The 20635-nt window shown below is 65.6% G+C and carries 18 protein-coding genes; 11 read left to right on the top strand and 7 right to left on the bottom strand.

Translation table 11 applies throughout. The features are described from left to right. Positions 1-32: 32 nt before the first annotated feature. A complete protein-coding gene (locus ACP7AX_RS03945) occupies positions 33-419 on the top strand; it encodes a chorismate mutase (protein WP_131682701.1) in 387 nt (128 codons plus the stop codon). After that, complete coding sequence (locus ACP7AX_RS03940) at positions 410-1420, top strand: hypothetical protein (RefSeq protein WP_426225467.1); 1011 nt, start codon at positions 410-412, stop codon at positions 1418-1420. Before ACP7AX_RS03945 ends, ACP7AX_RS03940 begins: the two co-directional genes overlap by 10 nt. Positions 1421-1425: 5 nt before the next feature. Here the strand turns inward: ACP7AX_RS03940 and ACP7AX_RS03935 are convergent, their stop codons facing one another. The 6 genes from ACP7AX_RS03935 to ACP7AX_RS03910 are packed head-to-tail and all read right to left on the bottom strand — an operon-like array spanning position 1426 to position 7711. Next, positions 1426-2139 (bottom strand): DUF4166 domain-containing protein, encoded by a 714-nt coding sequence (locus ACP7AX_RS03935; protein ID WP_426225466.1) that lies wholly within the window; start codon positions 2137-2139, stop codon positions 1426-1428. A 44-nt stretch (positions 2140-2183) separates the two neighbouring features. Continuing rightward, positions 2184-3476: a DUF58 domain-containing protein gene (locus ACP7AX_RS03930; protein ID WP_426225465.1), complete on the bottom strand. Its 1293-nt coding sequence runs from the start codon at positions 3474-3476 to the stop codon at positions 2184-2186. A 12-nt stretch (positions 3477-3488) separates the two neighbouring features. Beyond that, complete coding sequence (locus tag ACP7AX_RS03925; RefSeq protein ID WP_426225464.1) at positions 3489-4565, bottom strand: AAA family ATPase; 1077 nt, start codon at positions 4563-4565, stop codon at positions 3489-3491. Further along, on the bottom strand, positions 4562-5746 hold the full coding sequence (locus tag ACP7AX_RS03920; RefSeq protein WP_426225463.1) for a DUF4350 domain-containing protein: 1185 nt from the start codon (positions 5744-5746) through the stop codon (positions 4562-4564). The genes ACP7AX_RS03925 and ACP7AX_RS03920 overlap by 4 nt, the downstream gene beginning before the upstream one ends. Then, positions 5743-6396 (bottom strand): DUF4129 domain-containing protein, encoded by a 654-nt coding sequence (locus ACP7AX_RS03915; RefSeq protein WP_426225462.1) that lies wholly within the window; start codon positions 6394-6396, stop codon positions 5743-5745. Before ACP7AX_RS03915 ends, ACP7AX_RS03920 begins: the two co-directional genes overlap by 4 nt. Then, positions 6386-7711, bottom strand: a complete 1326-nt coding sequence (locus tag ACP7AX_RS03910) for a hypothetical protein (protein WP_426225461.1) — start codon at positions 7709-7711, stop codon at positions 6386-6388. The genes ACP7AX_RS03915 and ACP7AX_RS03910 overlap by 11 nt, the downstream gene beginning before the upstream one ends. A gap of 156 nt (positions 7712-7867) precedes the next feature. Here ACP7AX_RS03910 and mtrA point away from each other — a divergent pair, with 156 nt between their 5' ends. The 7 genes from mtrA to secA all read left to right on the top strand — a co-directional run bounded on the left by mtrA (position 7868) and on the right by secA (position 18078). Beyond that, positions 7868-8542 carry an MtrAB system response regulator MtrA gene (gene mtrA / locus ACP7AX_RS03905; protein WP_131682694.1) on the top strand — a complete coding sequence of 225 codons (675 nt, stop codon included), beginning with the start codon at positions 7868-7870 and terminating at the stop codon, positions 8540-8542. Next, positions 8514-10421 carry an MtrAB system histidine kinase MtrB gene (mtrB, locus tag ACP7AX_RS03900; RefSeq protein ID WP_426225460.1) on the top strand — a complete coding sequence of 636 codons (1908 nt, stop codon included), beginning with the start codon at positions 8514-8516 and terminating at the stop codon, positions 10419-10421. Before mtrA ends, mtrB begins: the two co-directional genes overlap by 29 nt. Then, positions 10418-12133: an LpqB family beta-propeller domain-containing protein gene (locus ACP7AX_RS03895; RefSeq protein WP_426225459.1), complete on the top strand. Its 1716-nt coding sequence runs from the start codon at positions 10418-10420 to the stop codon at positions 12131-12133. The genes mtrB and ACP7AX_RS03895 overlap by 4 nt, the downstream gene beginning before the upstream one ends. A gap of 90 nt (positions 12134-12223) precedes the next feature. Continuing rightward, on the top strand, positions 12224-13123 hold the full coding sequence (locus ACP7AX_RS03890; protein ID WP_426225458.1) for a ComF family protein: 900 nt from the start codon (positions 12224-12226) through the stop codon (positions 13121-13123). 145 nt (positions 13124-13268) lie between these two features. After that, positions 13269-14003, top strand: coding sequence for a ribosome hibernation-promoting factor, HPF/YfiA family (hpf, locus tag ACP7AX_RS03885; RefSeq protein ID WP_426225457.1), 735 nt, complete (start codon positions 13269-13271; stop codon positions 14001-14003). 20 nt (positions 14004-14023) lie between these two features. Further along, positions 14024-15295, top strand: a complete 1272-nt coding sequence (locus tag ACP7AX_RS03880) for a winged helix-turn-helix domain-containing protein (RefSeq protein ID WP_426225456.1) — start codon at positions 14024-14026, stop codon at positions 15293-15295. A gap of 41 nt (positions 15296-15336) precedes the next feature. Next, a complete protein-coding gene (gene secA / locus ACP7AX_RS03875; protein WP_426225455.1) occupies positions 15337-18078 on the top strand; it encodes a preprotein translocase subunit SecA in 2742 nt (913 codons plus the stop codon). Between the two features lie 135 nt (positions 18079-18213). Here the strand turns inward: secA and ACP7AX_RS03870 are convergent, their stop codons facing one another. After that, positions 18214-18684, bottom strand: coding sequence for an Rv3235 family protein (locus ACP7AX_RS03870; RefSeq protein ID WP_426225454.1), 471 nt, complete (start codon positions 18682-18684; stop codon positions 18214-18216). A gap of 832 nt (positions 18685-19516) precedes the next feature. Between ACP7AX_RS03870 and ACP7AX_RS03865 the strand changes: the two genes are divergently transcribed. Beyond that, positions 19517-19837: a hypothetical protein gene (locus tag ACP7AX_RS03865; protein ID WP_426225453.1), complete on the top strand. Its 321-nt coding sequence runs from the start codon at positions 19517-19519 to the stop codon at positions 19835-19837. Between the two features lie 161 nt (positions 19838-19998). Next, on the top strand, positions 19999-20571 hold the full coding sequence (locus ACP7AX_RS03860) for a hypothetical protein (protein WP_426225452.1): 573 nt from the start codon (positions 19999-20001) through the stop codon (positions 20569-20571). Positions 20572-20635: the final 64 nt, after the last annotated feature.

Raw genomic sequence — 20635 nt, 5'->3', positions numbered from 1 at the left:
CCCCGCCACCCGGCTGCCCATAGACTTGGATCATGACGCAGCAAAACCACGAAGTTCCCGAAACCGACGCTTTCGATCCCGCCGCGAGTTCGCTGGCCGGCCAAGTGAACGAATCGGTGATGGCGGAACTGCTGTCCATCCGCTCCAGCATTGACAACATTGATGCCACCCTCGTGTACCTGTTGGCCGAACGGTTCAAGGCAACCCAGAAAGTGGGTTTCCTCAAGGCGGCGCACCGGCTCCCGGCAGGGGACCCCGGCCGCGAAACCGCCCAGATAGCGCGGCTCCGCCGGCTTGCAGAGGACGCCCACCTCGATCCGGCCTTCGCGGAAAAGTTCCTCAATTTCATCATCGGCGAGGTTATCCGCCACCATGAGGCCATCGCCGAGGACCACCAGGCTGCCGCAGAGTGGAAGTAACCGCCACCGGGCTGGGGCCCTGGCCAGGGGAGGACCCCGTAGAGGCCACCCGCATCATCCGCGGCGAGCTGGGCAGCCCGCACCTGCCGTTCCTGGCCGAACTTCCGGACCGTGGCGTCGGCTCGGACGCCCTTGGCCGGACTGCGTCCCTCCTGGTTGAGCTGGCCGTTGATGTCCAGCCCTACGGCTGGCGCCTGGTGGACCGTCCCGGCAAGGACTTCCGCCGCGCCGCGTCTGCGCTGTCAACGGACATCAATGTCCTGGCCGATGTGGCCGGCGCGGAGGACACTCCCGCCGCAGAGATCAAACTCCAGCTGATGGGCCCGCTCAGCCTCGCGGCCGGGCTGCACCTGCACAACGGCGAACGTGCGGTGCTGGACTACGGAGCCCGGCGGGACATTGCGGACTCCCTGGCGGCCGGTGTTCAGAGCCACCTGTCCAAGGTCTCAAGTGCGGTTCCCGGCGCGCGGCTGGTGGTCCAACTCGATGAGCCGGATATCGCGGCCGTGCTTGCCGGCACCATTCCGACGTCGAGCGGTTACCGCACACTGCGGGCCGTGGGTGGCCAGGAGGTCACCGAGTCGTGGCGCCTGGTGATCGAGGCCCTCCGCGCCGCCGGTGCCGCCGAAATCGTCATTTCGGTTCCGGAAATCGAAGCGCCGATCGAACGTATTATTGCCGCCGGCGCGGACGGGGTTGCCGTGCCCCTGAAAGCCCTGACAACGCGGCAGTGGGAGCAGCTGGCCCCGGCGGTTGAGGCGGGCAAACGGCTTTGGGCGGGCGCCCTGGACCTCAGCAATGGCACCCTGCCCAAGGTGGGCGAGGCCGTGGACGCCGTGTGGCGGCCCTGGCGCCAGCTGGGCCTTCCGGCGTCGTCCCTGGGCAGTGTGCGCGTTACCCCTTCCGGCGGGCTTGCGGGCCACACGCCCGCCACCGCCACCGCCGTGCTGGCACGGCTCACCCAGGTGGCTGACGGGCTGAACCAGCAGGCCCACGGCTAGCCTGGCTACACCCGGTTTTCCCACCGGTCCGGCTGGGCGTAGCGGGGGAGGAAGCTCGCCGCCGAACTGCCGCCGACGTAAGGGCGCAGGCGGTAATTGAAGCTGCCGGCGTAGACCAGCACCTGGCCGATCTGGGGCTGGATGACCTTGACCTGGATCCGGTGCGATCCGTTCTCTCCCGCGTCGGCGTCCCACCACTGTTGGGCATAGGCCTTGGCGTCAACCATTGCCGGCAGGGGCATGCGGAGCGGGCCAAGGAAAAGCCGGGAATCTTCCGAGACCCCGCGCAGCCTGCCCTCCGCTGTCACACTGACATTGAGATCCGTCACCATGCGCCGGAACCTGCCCAGATAGTCCACCAGCCGCGGGCCGTCAGGGGCATCAATGATGCTGGTGGTGTCCTGGAAAATCCGGCGGTGCCCGGGGAACCGGATTTCCCGCCGGGCTGTCAGGCTGGAGCGTCCGAACGGGTCCTGGTGCGCATGGTTTTCGATCCTGAAGGGAATGTCTTCCCCGTACTCAGGGAAGAAGGCCTCCTCCCCGGAGGTGAGCTTCAACAAGGGCCGCAGCCACGCCTGCCGGCAACCCACGACGTCGAATACGCCTTCCCCCACGCCGTAACTGCCGGAGCCGGGCACCAGGGAAAAGTACTCCTGAAGCTCAGGCTGCAGCCGGTGGAAGTCCTCGCCCAGGGCCTGTTTATAGATGGAAACGTTCATTGGTGACCTCCTGGACGGCACCGCGGGGGTGCGCTGCGGTTGGTTCATAATCTACCGGCAGCCTTGAGCCGGATGTACATGTCGGCAAGCTGCGGCGGCAGTTGGTGCGGTTCCGCATCCACCACTTCCACGCCGTGCTGCCGGAGTTCGGCCGCCACAGCCGCACGTTCCAGGAGTGCGCGTTCGGCTGAGGCCGCCCGGAAGACGTCGGTGGCGTTCGTGCGTTCCTGGAGCATCTGCCCCAGCACCGGATCGCGGACCGTTGCGACCACCACAACGTGCTGCCGTGCCAGCTGCGCAGCAACAGGAATGAGCCCCTCCTCCGGCGCACCGCCGTCCAACGACGTCAGCAGGACCACCAGGGAACGGTGGGCGGAAACCGCCCGGATCTGGCCCGGGATGCTGGACCAGTCAAGTTCGATCAGCTCTGCTTCGAGCGGTGCCATCGCCTGTACCAGCTGACCCAGGAGATTGCCGGACGTGGCGGAACCTGCCCTGGCGCGGGGGCGGCGGTCGAAGGCGAGGAAATCCACCCTGTCGCCGCCGCGTTCGGCGAGCACCGCCAGCAGCAGCGCCGCTTCCATTCCGGTGTCCAGCCGCGGCTCGTCCTCAATCCGCGCCGCCGCGGTCCGGGACGTATCCAGCATGATCACCACCCGCCGGTCGCGTTCGGGCCGCCATGTGCGCACGACGACGGCGGAGCGCCGGGCGGTTGCCCGCCAGTCGATGGAACGGACGTCGTCCCCCCGGACATAGTCCCGGAGCGAATCGAATTCAGTGCCCGCCCCACGGATCTGCACCGCCGCTTTGCCGTCCAGTTCGCGGAGCTTCCTGAGCTTGGACGGCAGGTGCCGCCGTGAGTGGAAGGGCGGCAGGACCCTCAGGACGCCGGGGCAGGGAACCGTCCGCTGCCGGGCTGCGAGCCCCAGGGGACCATGGGAGCGGACCGTAACGTGGGGGACTTTCATGTCACCGCGGCGGACGGGCCGGAGCCGCACTGTCAGGCGGCGGCTCTCCTGGCCGGGGACCTGAAGTTCCTGGACCGGATCCTGGGCGCCGGCCGACGGTTGCCAGGCGTCCCGGACGGTGGCACGCAACCGGCGCGGGCCGTTGTTGAAGACGGTGAGGACGGAAACGGCTGTGCCGTGCAGCGTCACGTTGCCCGGGTCAGCCCGCCGGACCTCGATGGTTCGCGGGGACGCTGCCAGGCCGAGATCCAGGCACAGCAATGCGGCGAGGACAACGAGTACCCCCAGCACCGATCCCCAGCCAGGCAGCAGCAGGACAGGCACCAGCCCCAGCAGGGCGAGCAGTACGAAACGTCCGGAGAGTGCCATTGCTGTTGCGGATCAGCGGGGGACGGGGACAGAGGCCAGGATGCTGCCGAGGACATCATCCACCCGCACCCCGTCCATCTGTGCGTCCGGCTGCAGTGCCACCCGGTGGCGCAGGCACGGCAGCGCCAGTGCTTTGACGTCGTCCGGCGTGACGAAGCTCCGCCCGGACAGCCATGCCCAGGCCCTGGAGGTGTTCAGCAGGGCTGTTGCGCCGCGGGGCGAGACGCCCAGCTGGAACGACGGCGCCTGCCGGGTGGCGCGGACCAGATCCACGATGTACCCGATGATTTCCGGTTCCACCGCGACTGTTGCCACGGCCTGCCGCGCCCGTTCAAGATCTTCGGCGCCGGCCACGGCCCGGACGCCGGCGGCGTTCAGATCGCGCGGGTTGAAGCCGGCCGCGTGCCGCCGGATCACTTCCACCTCGTCGGTCCGGCCGGGCAGCGGCATAGTCAATTTGAGCAGGAACCGGTCCAGCTGGGCTTCGGGCAGCGTGTAGGTTCCCTCGTACTCAACGGGGTTCTGGGTTGCCGCCACCAGGAAAGGAGAAGGCAGCGGACGGGACACGCCGTCAACGGACACCTGCCGCTCCTCCATGGCCTCCAGGAGGGAAGCCTGGGTCTTGGGGGGAGTGCGGTTGATCTCGTCGGCGAGCAGGATATTGGTGAAGACCGGACCCTCGCGGAAGCTGAAAGCCGAGGTATGGGAGTCATAGACCAGCGAACCGGTAATGTCACCGGGCATCAGGTCTGGTGTGAACTGCACCCGCTTCGTATCCAGGCTCAATGCCGCGGAAAGGGCACGCACCAGCAGGGTTTTGGCGACGCCTGGCACACCCTCGAGGAGCACGTGCCCGTCGGAGAGCAGCGCGATGAGCATACCTGTGACCGTTGCGTCCTGGCCCACCACGGCCTTTGCCACTTCGTGACGCACGTCCAGGAGCGCCTGCCGCGCAGGATCCTGGTGCGCAGCGTCACGATGCGCAGAGTCACGATGCGCGGGATCATGCTGGCCCGCAGCAGTCTGCTGCGACTCCGGGAATTGCTGCCCGGAGTCAAGGATTTGCTGGGCACGGGGCTGTTCGTTCATCGGGTCCTGACCTCGTTCTCTAGTTTCTCCAGTGCCTGTGACCATTGCACCAGCCTTGCTTCAGTCTCTGGCCGCTCCTGGACCAGGGCTGTAATCTCTGTGACCGGCCGTTCCAGGTACCTGGCGGCTGCAGCCGCGACATCGTCCGCGGTTGCCCCGGCGCCCAGCCGCAAAGCGTGTGCCAGCCGCACCAGCGTGCCCGCCCGCAGGTTGCCCCGGGCTCGGTCCAGGGCGTGGGACTCGTGGTAGAGCCGGGCGCGTCCCTCAGCCGTCTCCGCTGCCTTGACCACTACGGGCAGGGGTTCAAATACGAGGGGACCCAGGCGGCGCCCGCGCCACACCATGGCAAGCACGGCCACGAAGATCAGCCACGGGCCAAGGAACCCCACCCATGCGGGGGCGAGTTCGTCCAGGGTCCGCGGCGCCTCCGAAGCGGCGTCGCTGAGCCCGGGCAGGTACCAGACCAGATCCCGGGACGTACCAAGTGTCCGCAGCACCAGCGCCGCGTTGCCGTTCTCGGCCAGCGCACGGTTGCTGATGACAGAAGTACTCCCCAACACGGTCAGGGTGCCGCCGTCGGTGACGGTGAGCAGCCCGGCGGCGCTTCCGGGCGGACGGTAGCACACCGTTCCGCCGTCGTACAGGAAGCCTGCATCACCCGAGAGCGTCCCGGCAGCCGTTGCAGCCGGGAGGCCGCAGCCGGGTTCCAGCAGCGGCGACGAGTCGGGCACCACGCCTGCCTGCCTGATTCCGGCGTCGAGCGCCGTCAGCGTGCCCAGCCGCGGCGTGACCAACACCGTACGTTCGGCGGCCGAGGTCAGGCCTGCCAGCTGGGAGGAGTCAAGGAACCCGCTCGCGTCGTACAAAAGAAGCGTGGCTCCCGGCCTGTCGTCAAGTGCCTGAACAGCTTGATCGAAGGAACCCACGTCCTTCACCGACACTCCGTGTGAACCCAGGATCTGGCTCACGGCTTTCGCTCCGCCGGGCCCCGCGTTGTGCACCGACAAGGGCAAAGTGTCACCCTTAGGAGCGAGCTGTCCCGCAATGATTACTGCCAGTGCGGCTGCGGCCGCCAGTCCGGTGAGTGCAAAGCTGCGGTGCCGCCGGACCCAGGAGCCAGGTCCTGCGCCAGGTTCCGCGCCGGGTCCTGCGCCCGCGTTCGCCTTGAGATCCTGAGTCACCCCGGAACCTCCACGTCATCGCGGCCGGCAGGAACGTGATGGCGTTCCGGTTTGAGGGAGCGCAGCGCCGTGTCGAGTTCCAGCATCGCGGCGTAGGCCGTTGGGCCGGCGGATTCGTTTCCGTAGCGGACCCCGTCAAACGTCCGTGCAGCATCGCCCAGCTGCCGGGCCTTCGGGCTGAAGGGCGTGGCCAGTTCACGGGCAACTTCGTCCGCGGTCCGGCCGGGGCGCGGGTCCAGTACGTTTCGTTCCTCGGCGGTTCGCACCACAGCGCGGAAAGAGTCGACGACGGCGGCGTCCCAGTCGCCTGCAGCGGCTGCGGCCGCCGCCCTCCCACGGTAAGCCGTGGCTGTGACTGTTGGGTCGGCGTCGAACATGTCCGTGGGGCGCTTTACCTTGGCGTTGAGGCGGGGACGCACCAGAATGATGGCCGCTCCGATCAGGGCAACAAGAAAAACACCGATCCACGGGGCCGTGGCGGTGCCGTCGGCGCCAGGGCCGTCCACGGCGCGGAGCCAATCCATGATGGCTTCCCAGACGCCGGCCAGCCAGCCGGGATCGGCATCACGGTATTCGGGTTTGGCAAGTTCCTCCTCGGCCCAACGGCGGGCTTCGTCGCGGCCAGGCGCCACCGGGGGTTCAGCGGCCATTCGGCCATGCCCCGTACGGTGGCTGCGGACCATTGTCCGGCCCGTTGCCCAGGCTGTTCCCGGGGCCGCCCTTGAAGACCGGTACACCCCTGCCCGGAATGCTGTCGGGGTCTGCACCGGATTCGAGCAGCCGCAGCAGGGCGATGTCCAGGCCGTCCCACCGCATCCTGAGGTCCAGGTACAGCAGTGCCATGACCGAGGTCTGGAAGGCGAATCCCACTGCGCCGATCAGGGCGCCGATGACCGCGGTGGCAATGCCGACGACGATCGCCGTGGTCAGTGCCTGATCGGGCCCGCCGTGCGGCGAAACCACGCTGGAGTAAAAGCTGGAGAGCAGGGAGACGGGAATCATGACCACCTGGGAAATGACGCCCACCATGATGCTCACCACCAGCGTGATGCCCAGGAGCCGCCACCAGTTGTTCCGGGTGAGGCTCCAGGAGCGGCTCAGGCTGTCCAGCGCGCCCAGTTCCTCAACAACAACCACGGCCGGCGCAACCATCAGTTTGATGTAGATCCAGATGAAAAGAAGGATGTACAGGAGCCCAAGGGGGATCAGCACCAGCGCCCCGGCTGCCCCCACCGTGCTGATCAGCAGCAAAGCCAGCGCCACAAAGAGCAGCACCGCCAGCAGCCCGCCGGCGAGCAGCACGGCAGCGAGGCGGACCAGCGGCCAGACGCGGGAACGTGCCAGCCGCCACATCTGTCCGAAGCCCGTGGAGCGGTTCAGGACGGACCGGGCCACCGGAACAACCATGGCGCCCTGGAGCACCGCGGACAGGAAAATGGTCAGCACCGAAACGAGCAGGATCCCGCCGGCGAAGGACACCACAAACGAGAGGAGGTCCTGCTCCGTCAGTCCTTCCGCCCAGTTTTCGATCGAGGCAGCCGAGGTGGCGGTAAACGTGGTGAGGACAGCCGCCAAAACCGCCGCAAACGAGTTCACCAGCAGTGCAGCCCCCAGCATTGCCTTGGGATTGCCCCGGATTGCCTGGAAAGAGCCGTCCAGGATTTCGCCGAACATCAACGGGCGGAGCGGGACGATGCCGGGTTTGGGCGGCGCGACATAGCGGGGCTGGCCGGCGGGGGGATACTGCGGGGGCTGGCCCCATGCGGGCTGTCCGGCGGAGGGATGCTGCGGGGGCTGGCCCCATCCGGGCGCGCTGCCCCAGGGAACCGGAGCCAGGCCGCCGGGAACAGGTGCCGGGCCCTCGGAAGGGTTCTGCGGAGCCGGGCCCGCGGGCGGCTCCCATGGGAACCGGCCCCCCGAGGACTGGCCACACGACGACTGGCCGTCGCCCTGCGGCGGCCGCATATTCGGATCCTGGTGTGACAACCTTGTTCCTTCCCCCGGCGCGGCACTGTCCGCGTCCTGCCAGCCTATAGTTCCGGCGTCGGGCGTCATAGCATGCGCCATGCCGTACAGGGCGTTGAGCAGGACAAAGCCTGTTCAATAAGGGAACATATAACTATGAAGGCACGCATTCTGGTAGTTGATGATGACGAGGCGCTGGCCGAGATGATCGGGATTGTCCTCCGCAATGACGGCTTCGAGCCTGTCTTTTGCGCCGACGGCGGCCAGGCGTTGGACATCTTCCGTTCGTCGAAGCCGGACCTCGTGCTGCTCGACCTCATGCTTCCGGGCGTGGACGGCATCGAGGTCTGCCGGCAGATCCGAGCCGAGTCCGATGTCCCAATCGTGATGCTTACCGCCAAATCCGACACGTCCGACGTCGTCCGCGGGCTGGAGTCCGGGGCGGATGACTACGTGCCCAAGCCTTTCAAGCCCGCCGAACTGGTGGCCCGCGTCCGGGCGCGCCTGCGGCCCGGCGATCAGAAGGCTCCGGAAACGCTGCGGATCGCCGATATCACCATCGATGTGGCCGGCCACACGGTCAAGCGCTCCGACGAGCGGATTTCCCTGACTCCGCTGGAATTTGATCTCCTGGTGGCGCTGGCCCGGAAACCGTGGCAGGTGTTCACCCGGGAGCTGTTGCTGGAGCAGGTCTGGGGCTACCGCCATGCGGCTGACACGCGGCTGGTAAACGTCCATGTACAACGGCTCCGGTCCAAGATCGAGCGTGATCCGGAAGCCCCGGAAGTAGTATTGACGGTTCGTGGTGTCGGCTACAAAGCAGGTTCCTGAGCCCTCGGGACCGGAAGGTGCCCCCGAACCGGGCGTAGCCGCAGCCAAGGGCCCGGAACATTCCGATGCCTTGGCAGCAGAGCTGGCCAGGCTTCCTTTCCGGGCCAGGATCTGGCGGCGCCGCGGCATCATCGTGGGCCTGCGGGTGGCACGCCTTGTCACAATCGGGCTGCGCCGCTTCATGCCGGCCCTCCGCTATGTGGGCAAATCCCTGCAGCGCCGGTGGCGCCGGTCCCTGCAGTTCCGCACAGTCCTCACCACGCTCATGCTGGCCGTCACGTCCTTCGGGGCAGTGGGTGCTTACCTGTCCAACCAGATCGCCAACAACCTTTTCCAGGAACGGCTGACCCAGGCCGAATCCGAGACGCGTTACAACGTCAAACAGGTCCAGGACACGTTCGACGGCGCCCAGGTCACTGACCAGTCCAGCGTCATCACCCTGGTTTATGACACCCTGAACGCGGTGGAGGGCCGGGGCTCGGTCATCCAGCGGCGTTATGTCTTTGAGGCGATGCCCGAGCAGACCAAGCCCCGGAACAGGTGGGTGGAGTCCAGGGCTTCGGATCAGCTGACCGTCAGCGTTATCCCGCCTGAGCTCCGCAAGGCTGTCCAGGAGTCAGGCAAGGACCAGTACTGGGCATCCACTGTCATTCCGGTGGGCACCGAAGACCGCCCAGGTATTGCTGTGGGCAACAAGGTCACTTTCAACGGCACGGTGTACGAGCTCTACCTGATCTATGACCTCAACACCGCCCAGCAGACCCTCGACGAAATCCAGGGTGTCCTGTTGGCCGGCGGGGCGGTGCTGGTCCTGATGATCGGTGCCATCGCCTGGTACGTCACGAGGAACGTGGTCAGCCCAGTCAGCCACGCCGCCCTGGTCTCGGAGAAGCTTGCTGCCGGCCAACTGCAGGAGCGGATGGTGGTCAAGGGGGAGGATGAGGTGGCCCGCCTCGGGGCGTCATTCAACCACATGGCCGCCAGCCTTCAGGAGCAGATCACCCAGCTGGCCACACTGTCCCAGATGCAGCAGAGGTTCGTCTCCGACGTCTCCCACGAGCTGCGGACTCCGCTGACCACGGTGCGGATGGCCGCTGAAGTGCTTTACGACGCCCGCCACGACTTCGATCCCATCAACAAGCGTTCCGCTGAACTCCTCTACAACCAGGTGGAGCGGTTCCAGTCGCTGCTGGCGGACCTCCTGGAGATCTCCCGCTTCGACGCCGGTGTAGCCATGCTGGACGCGGAACCCGAAGATATCCTGCAGGTCGTTGCACACGTCATTGAAGGTGCAGCTCCGGTTGCAGCGGAATACGGGTCCGAGATCATCCTCCGGGCGCCCGCCGAGGGCATTGTGGCGGAAATGGATGCCAGGAGAATCGACAGGATTTTGCGGAACCTCATCCTCAACGCCGTCGAGCACGGGGAAGGCAAACCCGTCACGGTCACCGTCGCAGCCAACCAGGGAGCTGTGGGCATAGCTGTCCGCGACCAGGGGATCGGGATGACCCCGGCCGAGGCTGCGAGGGTCTTTGACCGGTTCTGGCGCGCTGATCCTGCACGGGCGCGGACCACCGGGGGCAGCGGCCTGGGCTTGTCCATCGCCATGGAGGACACAAAACTCCACAACGGCTGGCTGCAGGCATGGGGGAAGAAGGGGAGTGGAGCAAACTTCCGGCTGACGATTCCATTGCGCAAGGGCGGGGAGATCGAACGTTCCCCAGTTCAGCTCGAGCCGGAGGACATCGTCCTGCCGGGCGTGCCTCAGGAGAACAGGATGGTGGTCGTGGAGTCCGGCCCGGCCGTGCCCGTGAGTGCGTCTGCTTCGAGCGTGAGTGCCCGGGCCGGGGCAGCAGCCACACCGAAGGAGTCTTCATGACCGGACCGAAAACGCGGGAGCGGCTGAAGGCACTGGTGCTGATCGTCGTCGTCCTGCTCCTTGCCTCCTGTGCCCGCATCCCCACGTCCGGGCCTGTCGGGAAAAGCGACGAGGGCAGTGCCGGGAACCTGAATGCTCCGGTGTTCCTCCCGGCCGCTCCCGAGTCGGGGGCCGCTCCGGAGAGCATCATCGACTACTTTTACCGCGCCGGTACCGGATATGAGGGCGATTACGCCGTCGCCCGGGAGTATCTGACCCAGGCGGCCTCTGTGGCGTGGAAGCCTGACCAGCGTGCCCTGGTGTACCGCGAAGCGCAGGTGGTGGGCACCGACGTCGAAAATGTCTACAACTACCGGCTCGACGTCGCCTACACGGTGGATGCTGACGGAATCGCCACGCAGACTCCGGCCGGAACCATCGAGAACATTCCAGCCACCGTCACCCAGGTCGACGGCGAGTGGCGGATTTCTGCCATCCCGGACGGCACCGCTATCCCGGAGGAGACCTTCAAGGTCATCTACGGCGCGTACCCCATCTACTTTTACGATCCCAGCTTCACCTATGCTGTGCCGGATGTCCGGTGGTTCATCAAGAACAAGACCGTCAAGGCCATGACCAGTGCGCTGCTCGCCGGCCCGGCGCCCTATCTGCGCGGCGCAGTGGTGAGCGCCTTCCCCTCCGGCATCAAGCTGGCACGCGAGTCGGTTCCAGTAGTTTCCGGAGCGGCGCAGGTGGATCTCAGCGCCAAGGAGCTCACCGAGGCGTCCACTGAGGACCGGCTCCGGATGCAGACGCAGCTGTCCCTGACCTTCCGCAGCCAGCCCGACGTCGTCAACGTTGAGCTGCGCGCTGACCAGGACCTCGTCCGGGTCGAGGACAACGGCTCGGTACTGCCTCCCGTCCGGGATAAGAACGTACCGGGCCGGCAGATCGCCGTCAGCGGAAACGAGCTGGTGCGGTACGAGAACAACCGGGTTTCGCCGCTGCCCGAAATGCAGCCCGTTTCCTCGCTCGGACCCCGTTTCCCGGCTGAATCCCCGGTCTCGCAGACGGTCGCGTTTTTGAACGAAAGCCGGACCACGCTCTACAGCATGGTGCCGGGCCAGCCCGCCCGGGCGCTGAGCACTCGCAGCACCATCACCCACCCATCCTTCAGTCTTTTTGACTGGGTGTGGGCCGCCGGGCCCGGAGCGAACGGTGGAACAGAGGTAGTGGCCTACCGCCCCAACGGAGTGGCCGAGGGCGCCGCGGTTCCCACGGTGACGCTCTCACCGTCCTGGCTTGCAGGCCGGACCGTCAAGGACCTGCGGATCTCCCGTGAAGGCGTCCGGGTTCTGGTGATTTCGGAACAGGGCGGCAAAACGAGGGTTCAGATCGCCGGGATCATCAGGAATGCCGACGGCACGCCCAGGGAGCTGACCTCGCCCATCACCCTGGTGACAACCGGTGACCCGGATCAGGGGGTCTGGGTCAACGACACCACCGTTGCAGTGATGGAGGGCTCGGCAGCGGAGAATGTGACGCCGGAGCTGCTGTCCCTGACCTCCGGCGAGCCGCAGCAGCTGGCCCCTTGGCCGGGACTGGTGTGGCTCAGTGCCGGCAACGGTGTGGAGGAGATCTACGGACAGTCGGCTGACGGAATTTTCCAGCGGTTGGGCAACGGCTGGTCGCCGCAGCTCAAGGGGCCCATCGACCCTTCCTTCGCGGGATAAAGGACCACCTGACGCTCAACCCGTAGCTGCGTTTCCACATAGGCCCTGCAGGGCCTTGCCGGGCGGCGCCGGCAAGGCGATTCTGGGGACGTGAACGCCGCTGCAGATCCTGACCATATGCCGCCCCCGCTGGTGTCCGCCAAGCATCGCGGCGGACACCAGCGAACGTGGCTAAAGGCCACCGGTTTCCTCGCCGCCGCCGGCTCTGAACTCCTGGCACTCGTAGTCCCCGCGGACTGCGTCTGTTGCGGCGCCGAGGACCTGGCGCTCTGCGTGGCCTGCGAACGCCAGGTCCGGTTTCTCACGAAGCACCCTTTCCGGGCGGAGGAGCAGGCACCTGCTCTGATGAACGTCGACGCCGGCATCATCCTTCCCGTGGTGGCGGCCGGGGTCTACCGCGAGGAGCTGGCAAAGGCCCTTCTGACGTTCAAGAGCCACGGCCAGCATCAGCTCACGTCGGTTCTGGCCAAAGGGCTGGGACGCGGCATCGCTGCCGCCGCCGACGGCATCGATGAGGTGTGTCTGGTGCCCGTGCCCAGCAGCACTTCGGCGTTCGTCAAGCGGGGCTTCAGCCCCGTCCACCTGCTCCTGGCCGCATGGCGCCGCGCCAACGCCGCTGCAGACGTTCCGGTGCTGGATGTCCTCCGGAAATCCCGGCGCCGGGCGGCCATGGAACAGCTGCCCGGCGGTCAAAAGGGACTCGGCCGCGGGGCCAGGGCGCGGCGCGTCCGGGGCTCCATGACAGTACCGGGACACAGGCGCTTAAGGGTCGCAGGGCGCCGGTGCATCATCGTTGATGACGTCCTCACAACCGGCGCAACGCTCGCTGAGGCGGCTCGTGCACTCCACTCCAGCGGCGCCGTCGTGTCCGGCGCTGTTGTGCTCGCGGCGACACGCCCGCCCGATTCAGCTGGCGGCGAAGCAGCTTCCGCGGGACCCCGCGGAAAGCCACCTGTCCAGGAAAAAAATAAACGAATAAAGGATGAATAACGGGGGGCTATGAACTAACGTCGGTTGTGGGTACCAAGAACAAGTTGTACCTTTCGATAGCGGCTCGGAAAGGAGCTCGACTGTCAATCAGATCGGCTCCTGGAATGTGCCGCCGTCGTGTCACCGAAGTCATTTGGAGGGCACCATGGAGTTTATGATCAGCGGACGAAATCTGACGGTCTCAGACCGCTTCCGCGAATACGCCGGTGAGAAGATCTCAAAGATTGAATCACTGGGCGACAAGGTCCAGCGTGTGGACGCGAAGGTTTCCAAGGAAACGAATGCACGCCAGACCGGTGACCAGCTCACCGTCGAAGTGACGGTTCTGGGCCGGGGGCCCGTAATCCGCGCCGAAGCCAGCGCCGCAGATAAATTCGCTGCGTTCGATCTTGCCTACAACAAGCTCCTTGAGCGTCTCCGCCGTGCCAAGGACCGCAAGAAGGTCCACCACGGGCGGCATACACCCAAGGCCGTCCGCGAGGCGACGGCCGAGCTCGAACCCGCCAGCGCCAACGAACCCCTTTACGTTGAGGCGAGTCACCGCCAGGAGCCGCAGGAAGCACCTGCTGAGCGCTCAGCCTATGAGGTTGAGAACGACATCCCCGCCGGCGATTCGCCGGTTCTGATCCGGCGCAAAGTCTTCCCCGCCGCTTCCCTTACGCTCGACGACGCCGTGGACAACATGGAGCTCGTCGGCCACGATTTCTACCTCTTCGTGGACAAAGCCACCAATACGCCCTCTGTTGTGTACCGCCGGCGTGGCTGGACCTACGGCGTGATCACCCTGGACCATGAGTGCGAACCAGGGGAAACCGCCATTGAAGAGAAAATCCTTGCTTACCGTTCCGGTGACGAGGCTGCACAAGTCAAGGGCGCCTAGCCCTGTAGGAAAGGACTGCATTGCCAGCAACGCTAAGCCTTAATCAGGCAAGGCGGATCGCACTGGCAGCACAGGGACTCGACAAAGGACGGCCCGCCGGCCCCGTGACCACACGGACGGTGGGCCGTACCTTTGCCCGGCTCCAGCTGGTCCAGATCGATTCCGTCAATGTGCTCTCCCGGAGCCACTTCCTGCCCTTCTTCTCAAGACTCGGCAACTACGACCGCACCATCCTGGCCCGGATGTCCGGTTCGCAGCCCCGCCGAATGATGGAGTACTGGGCACACGAGGCAAGTTACATCCGTCCGGAACACTTCCAGGACCTCCTTTTGTGGCAAAAGCGGAAGTGGGTAGGTGCCTCCGGAATGGACCCGGAACTGCGCGATGAAGTGGCCACGAAGGTCCTGGACACCCTTGCCCGCGGACGCGCCATGACGGCGGCCGAACTCACCGCGAGCATCGGGCATGTGGAGGCGCGGCGTGACGAGAACTGGGGCTGGAACTGGAACGCCGTCAAAAGGGTTCTTGAACATCTGTTCGAAGCGGGGCTGATCTCCTCGGCAACGAGGACGGAGCAGTTCGAGCGAAGGTACGCGCTGACGTCCCGGGTGTTGCCGCCCGGCCTGGCGTTGGACGAGTCACCGGACCCTGTACAGGCAATGCACCGGCTCATCGATGCTGCGGCGCAGGCCCATGGAATTGGAACTGTGAAGTGCTTTGCGGACTACTTCCGCACACCGGTCAAGGCCGCCGCTGACTCCGTGGAGCACCTGATCGGTGTTGGGCGCCTTGAGCCGGTCACTGTGGCCGGCTGGGACAGGCAGGTGTTCCTGCACGCAGAGGCCAGAATTCCGCGTCGGGCCGCAGGGCGCGCTTTGCTGAGTCCCTTCGACTCCCTGGTTTTTGAGCGGCGCAGGCTTGAGGAGCTCTTCGGCTTCCACTACCGGATCGAGATTTACACCCCGGAGCACCGCCGCCGCTTCGGGTACTACGTCCTGCCCTTCCTCCTCGGCGAGAACATCGTGGCGCGGGTTGACCTCAAGGCAGACCGGGCCGCCGGCAAGCTGCTGGTCAGGTCCGCCTACGCCGAGCCTGACGCCCCGCCCGGGACCGCCGTCGAACTCGCCGCCGAGCTGGAACTGATGGCCGAATGGCTGGGGCTGGACGGCATCGTGGTCAGTCAGGCCGGGGACCTGGCCGGGTCTGTCGCGGCAGCCCTGCACCAGCCGTTCGGGTCCGCTCCGCTCTCAGGGAACACCGGCCGCGTGGCCTGTGTCTCTCCCGTAGACTAAAAACGCCAGAATCGGCGGCATAAGACTGGGAGTATCTTCACGTGGCATCACTTATCGAAAAACTTCTCCGCACGGGTGACAAAAAAACCCTGCGGCAACTGCGGAACTATGCCGACTCCATCAACGCCCTGGAAGACTCGTTCAAGACCTTCACGGACGCCGAACTCCGCGAGGAAACCGATCAGCTCCGCGCCCGCTACCAGGACGGCGTGCAGCTGGACGATCTTCTGCCGGAGGCCTTCGCGGCCGTGCGGGAAGCCTCGTCCCGCACGTTGGGCATGCGCCACTTTGACGTCCAGCTGATGGGTGGCGCCGCACTGCACCTGGGCAACATCGCCGAGATGAAGACCGGCGAAGGAAAGACCCTCGTGGCTACGGCGCCGGCGTTCCTCAACGCCCTGACCGGAAAAGGCGTTCACGTCATCACGGTGAACGACTACCTTGCCGAGTACCAGTCCGACCTCATGGGCCGCGTCTACCGTTTCCTGGGCCTGACCAGCGGTTGCATCCTGTCCAACCAGGATCCCGCCGTCCGCCGCCAGCAGTACGCCGCTGACATCACCTACGGCACGAACAACGAGTTTGGCTTTGACTACCTCCGCGACAACATGGCGTGGGACAAGTCCGAACTGGTCCAGCGCGGCCACCACTTCGCCATCGTTGACGAGGTTGACTCCATCCTGATCGACGAGGCCCGCACGCCGCTCATCATTTCGGGCCCTGCCCAGGGTGACACCAACCGGTGGTACAGCGAATTCGCCAAGGTTGTGCAGCGGCTCAAGCTCGGCGAGGACTATGAGACCGATGAGAAGAAGCGCACGGTGGGCGTCCTGGAGAGCGGCATCGAAAAGGTCGAGGACTACCTCGGCATCCAGAACCTCTACGAGTCGGCGAACACCCCCCTGATCGGGTTCCTGAACAACGCCATCAAGGCCAAAGAATTGTTCAAGCGGGACAAGGACTACGTCATCCTCGACGGCGAAGTCCTCATCGTCGACGAACACACCGGCCGTATCCTCGCCGGCCGCCGCTACAACGAGGGCATGCACCAGGCCATCGAGGCCAAGGAAGCCGTGGAGATCAAGGCCGAGAACCAGACCCTCGCCACCGTGACGCTCCAGAACTACTTCCGCATGTACTCGAAGCTGGCGGGCATGACCGGTACGGCCGAAACCGAGGCCGCGGAGTTCATGGGCACCTACAAGCTCGGTGTGGTGGCCATCCCCACTAACCGCGACATGACGCGGATCGACCAGTCCGACCTCGTCTTCAAGAACGAAAAAGTAAAGTTCGACGCCGTCGTGAAGGATATTGCCGAGCGCCACGAACTGGGCCAGCCCATCCTCGTGGGCACCACGAGTGTGGAAAAGAGCGAATACCTCTCGGGGCTCCTGGCCAAGGAAGGCATCAGGCACGAGGTCCTCAACGCCAAGAACCATGCCCGTGAAGCGGCCATTGTTGCGCAGGCCGGGCGCAAGGGCGCTGTCACGGTGGCCACCAACATGGCAGGCCGAGGCACTGACATCATGCTCGGCGGCAACGCCGAGTTCACCGCAGTGGCAGAACTTGCCAAGCGGGGGCTGGACCCGGAAGAGAATTCCGAGGAGTACGAGGCCGCGTGGCCCGCTGCCCTTGAAGCAGCCAAGCAGGCCGTCAAGGACGAACATGAGGAAGTGCTGGAACTCGGCGGCCTGTACGTGCTGGGAACTGAAAGGCACGAGTCCCGCCGCATCGACAACCAGCTCCGCGGCCGCTCCGGACGCCAGGGTGACCCCGGCGAATCGCGTTTCTACCTGTCCCTGACCGACGACCTCATGCGGCTCTTCAACTCCGGTGCCGCCGAGCGGCTGATGAACAGTTCGGTTCCGGATGACGTTGCACTGGAATCGAAGCTGGTCTCCCGGGCCATCGCCTCCGCGCAGGGGCAGGTGGAAGGCCGGAATGCCGAGCAGCGCAAGAACGTCCTGAAGTACGACGACGTCCTGAACCGCCAGCGCGAAGCCATTTACGGTGACCGGCGCCGCATCCTCGAAGGCGACGACCTCCACGAGAAGGTGCAGTTCTTCATAGAGGACACCATCACGGCCCTTATCGACTCGGCCACCGCCGAGGGCAACGGGGATGACTGGGATTACACCCAGTTGTGGACCAACCTCAAGACGCTTTACCCCGTCAGCGTGACACCAGAGGAAATCATCGAGGAGGCAGGCGGCAAGTCCAGGCTCACCGTTGATCTCCTCAAGGAGGAACTCCTGTCCGACGCCCGGGTGGTCTACCAGGCACGCGAAGAGGCCATCGGTTCCGAGAGCATGCGTGAGCTTGAACGCCGGGTGGTGCTCTCTGTCATCGGGCGCAAGTGGCAGGAACACCTCTACGAGATGGACTACCTGAAGGAAGGCATCGGGCTGCGTGCCATGGCCCAGCGTGACCCGTTGGTGGAATACCAGCGCGAGGGCTTCACCATGTTCCAGGCCATGATGGAGGCCATCCGCGAGGAAAGCGTGGGCTTCCTGTACAACATAGAGGTTGAAGTCACTCCCGCCCAGGATGTGGTGGTGGCCGACGCCGACGGTGGCCACACAGAGCACGTCGAACCGCAGATCCGCGCCGCCGGACTGGAAGCGCCGGAGAAGCCGGCCCAGCTCCAGTACACCGCCCCCGGTGAAGACGGTGCCTCTCAGACCCGGGTTGAGGGACGGCCCTCTTCGCGGTCAGGCAATCCCGCCAAGGCTGCGGCACAGGATGCCACCAAGCGTCCGCCGGCAAAGAAGAAGCGCCGCTGACGCAGTGATTCAGGCCAACCGGTTCTGACGCTGGTCAGCCCACGAACGCCAGGGCGCCCAGCACAGCAATAGTCCCGAAATGGCAGAGGAAGTGCCCGGTGCGCGAGCGCCGGGCACTTCTGTCATTCCGGGTGCTCAACCGATCATAAATTCAGTGACCCGCCAGACCTGTTTGCTCCGTTCGAGCCGGACTGCAACGGCCCGGGCGCGCACGTCGTCCACCACCACGGCGCTGGCCTCGTAAATTCCCGGGGCGACCTCGCAGGCCCGGACAGAGCGCACTATGGAATTTTTGTGCAGCCTGGCAAGGAGCGGTGAGGCGGTGCGGGATTGCTCGCGCCGGATGAGTGCCGCCCGGTGCTGCAAGGCGGCAAGGCAACGGGGATCCAGGCGACGGGCCAGCTGGTGGACCGGCCGGATTCCGGCCAGGACTTCCATGGCTGCCTGCACGGTACTCCGGGTGATGGCCAGGATCTCGGAGCTCTCATCTGCTGCACGCAACGGCGGCCCAGGTGCGGCTGGTGCAGGGAGCGGAAGCCGGCGGACAGCAGCGGTGGGGCCACTCTTGGTTAGGGCAGAGCGGATGGGCGTGACTGCGGCGTTCATGGGATTCCCCTTATAGGTGCTGATTGCGGGTGTGCAAATGCCGGAGTTCGAAATGCTGTCGCAAACGATGAGACAGCTTCGAAGAGCGTTGTATGGATGACTGCGGTGGGATCTTCTAGGCCGTGGACGGTGATTTCAGAACCTGTCCCGGTAACAGGACATGAGGGCTGGACCCGATGAGGGCTTTGTTGGCTTCGTACCAGCGGGGCCACTGGAGGGCAACGTCCACGTCTGTCGCCGATGGCCCTAACTCACGTGAGGCGATGTCCCATAGGGTGTCGCCCGCTAGTACTGTGATTTCCCGCGCGGCTCCCTGAGGACCATTCGCCGCGCGGACAGGCGGGGCCGCCAAGAGTCCCGGATCCGCAACTGGTGCGCTGGGACGCCACTCGGGGCGGACGGCAGGGGCCGGCGGTTTCGTGCGCTGTGGTTCTGTTGGGGGTAGTTCCGAGGACGGTAGTTCTGTAGACGGCAGTTCTGTAGACGGTAGTTCTGAGGACGGCAATTCTGTAGCTGGCGGTTCCGGGACCTGCATTGCCGTGTCCGGAGAGACCTGTACGTGCGAATTGACTGAGGGAGGCAGCGCCGGGGCCTGCGGACGGGGAGAAGGCGTGGCTGGGGCAGGTGTGGCAGTCTTTTCCGGCACCGGCACCGGCACCGGCACCGGCACCGGCACCGGCACCGGCACCGGCACCGGCACGAGCAAGGGCACCGGCACCTGCCGCGGCGCGGCGGTCGGTGCCCACTGGGCCTGGACAGCCACCTCCTGCGTTGGAACCCAGGCCGGCCCTGCCGGCGGCACGGCCGCCTGGGCGAGCGGAGCGGACAGCAGTTGCACAGAAAACGCCGCGACAGCCAGCCGGCGCATAAAGGCCGGGCAACACTTTCCAGCTTTGGCAGCGGCGCGCCTTTTGCCGCCTTTCTCAAGTGCCGCAGCTGTTGCAGCCAGCAGCATCGAAAAGATCCACCAAGCCACTATGACAAGTCCGGCCGACACGGCGACGGCACCGAGGAGGTCCTCGACGCCGGGCCTCTGCCGCCGGGCGGCTGCTTGCTGCCACTGTTCCATCAGGGCCGCGCCGGAGAAGAACAGGAAAATGCCCAGCAACAGGATGGACCCAGCCATGACCGCATCCGCCGTCAGCCTGCGTGAGGTAGCAACTGCCATGACTTCCCTTTCATTCGTTTGATGCAGTTTGATGTTGTTTGTTACATCTACGCCCAGTTTGACCTAGGCTAATTACTTTTGTCCATAGATTGGAACGAAGTCGTTCTTGATTGACCGCTGAGGAAAATGCCACCTACGCTGACCCCATGCGTTGGGATGCACTGTTTGATGACATGGAGGCACAGTTTGCCGAGGGCGACAGATTGGCAATCGAGGCGGAGATCTCGGAGCGGGCGCGGGTGGAGGGCGCTGCGATTGTACTGGTGGACCGGCTGCGGGGCTCCGTCAGCAGCCAAGTCATCGTTCACCTGCTGTGCGGGAAGACTTTCGAGGGCACACTCAGTCATGCAGGGGCAGAAGCCCTGGTTCTCAATGAGGCCCGCCACCAGGTCCTGATTCCTTATGGCGCGGTGGCGCGCTATTCAGGTTTGGGGCGGGTCTCCATTGCAGAGCCGTCGCAGGTGCGGCGCCGGATCGGGTTGGCGTCGGCGCTGCGAGGTCTGGGCAGGGACCGGGCCGAGCTTGAGGTGACCGTGCGAAGCGGGCCGGAACAGGCGAATGGGCTCACCGGGGTCATCGACCGGGTGGGCAACGATTTCTTCGATATGGCACTGGTCAACCCGGGGGAGGCCCGGCGGGCCTCCTCGGTCCGGCAGGTTGCCACCATTCCGTTTCAGGCGCTGGGTGCAATCCGCTCACGGAGTGCAGGGGACTTGTAGCGCCGCGTTGGCAGGGCGGGGGCGGTGGCGGGAACACAAGTGGGGGACCACAAGTGGGGGGACG

Origin of the sequence: Pseudarthrobacter sp. DSP2-3-2b1 (assembly GCF_049895945.1) — a bacterium.
GTDB lineage: Bacteria > Actinomycetota > Actinomycetes > Actinomycetales > Micrococcaceae > Arthrobacter.
This window is presented reverse-complemented; position numbering and strand designations above follow the sequence as displayed.

Bases quoted from the DNA above. Each gene is read 5' to 3' on its own strand.
- mtrA (WP_131682694.1), top strand. From the start codon at position 7,868: ATGAAGGCACGCATTCTGGTAGTTGATGATGACGAGGCGCTGGCCGAG.
- ACP7AX_RS03870 (WP_426225454.1), bottom strand. From the start codon at position 18,684: ATGAACGCCGCAGTCACGCCCATCCGCTCTGCCCTAACCAAGAGTGGC.
- hpf (WP_426225457.1), top strand. From the start codon at position 13,269: ATGGAGTTTATGATCAGCGGACGAAATCTGACGGTCTCAGACCGCTTC.
- ACP7AX_RS03895 (WP_426225459.1), top strand. From the start codon at position 10,418: ATGACCGGACCGAAAACGCGGGAGCGGCTGAAGGCACTGGTGCTGATC.
- ACP7AX_RS03860 (WP_426225452.1), top strand. From the start codon at position 19,999: ATGCGTTGGGATGCACTGTTTGATGACATGGAGGCACAGTTTGCCGAG.
- ACP7AX_RS03910 (WP_426225461.1), bottom strand. From the start codon at position 7,711: ATGCGGCCGCCGCAGGGCGACGGCCAGTCGTCGTGTGGCCAGTCCTCG.
- ACP7AX_RS03930 (WP_426225465.1), bottom strand. From the start codon at position 3,476: ATGGCACTCTCCGGACGTTTCGTACTGCTCGCCCTGCTGGGGCTGGTG.
- ACP7AX_RS03945 (WP_131682701.1), top strand. From the start codon at position 33: ATGACGCAGCAAAACCACGAAGTTCCCGAAACCGACGCTTTCGATCCC.
- ACP7AX_RS03935 (WP_426225466.1), bottom strand. From the start codon at position 2,139: ATGAACGTTTCCATCTATAAACAGGCCCTGGGCGAGGACTTCCACCGG.
- ACP7AX_RS03915 (WP_426225462.1), bottom strand. From the start codon at position 6,396: ATGGCCGCTGAACCCCCGGTGGCGCCTGGCCGCGACGAAGCCCGCCGT.
- ACP7AX_RS03925 (WP_426225464.1), bottom strand. From the start codon at position 4,565: ATGAACGAACAGCCCCGTGCCCAGCAAATCCTTGACTCCGGGCAGCAA.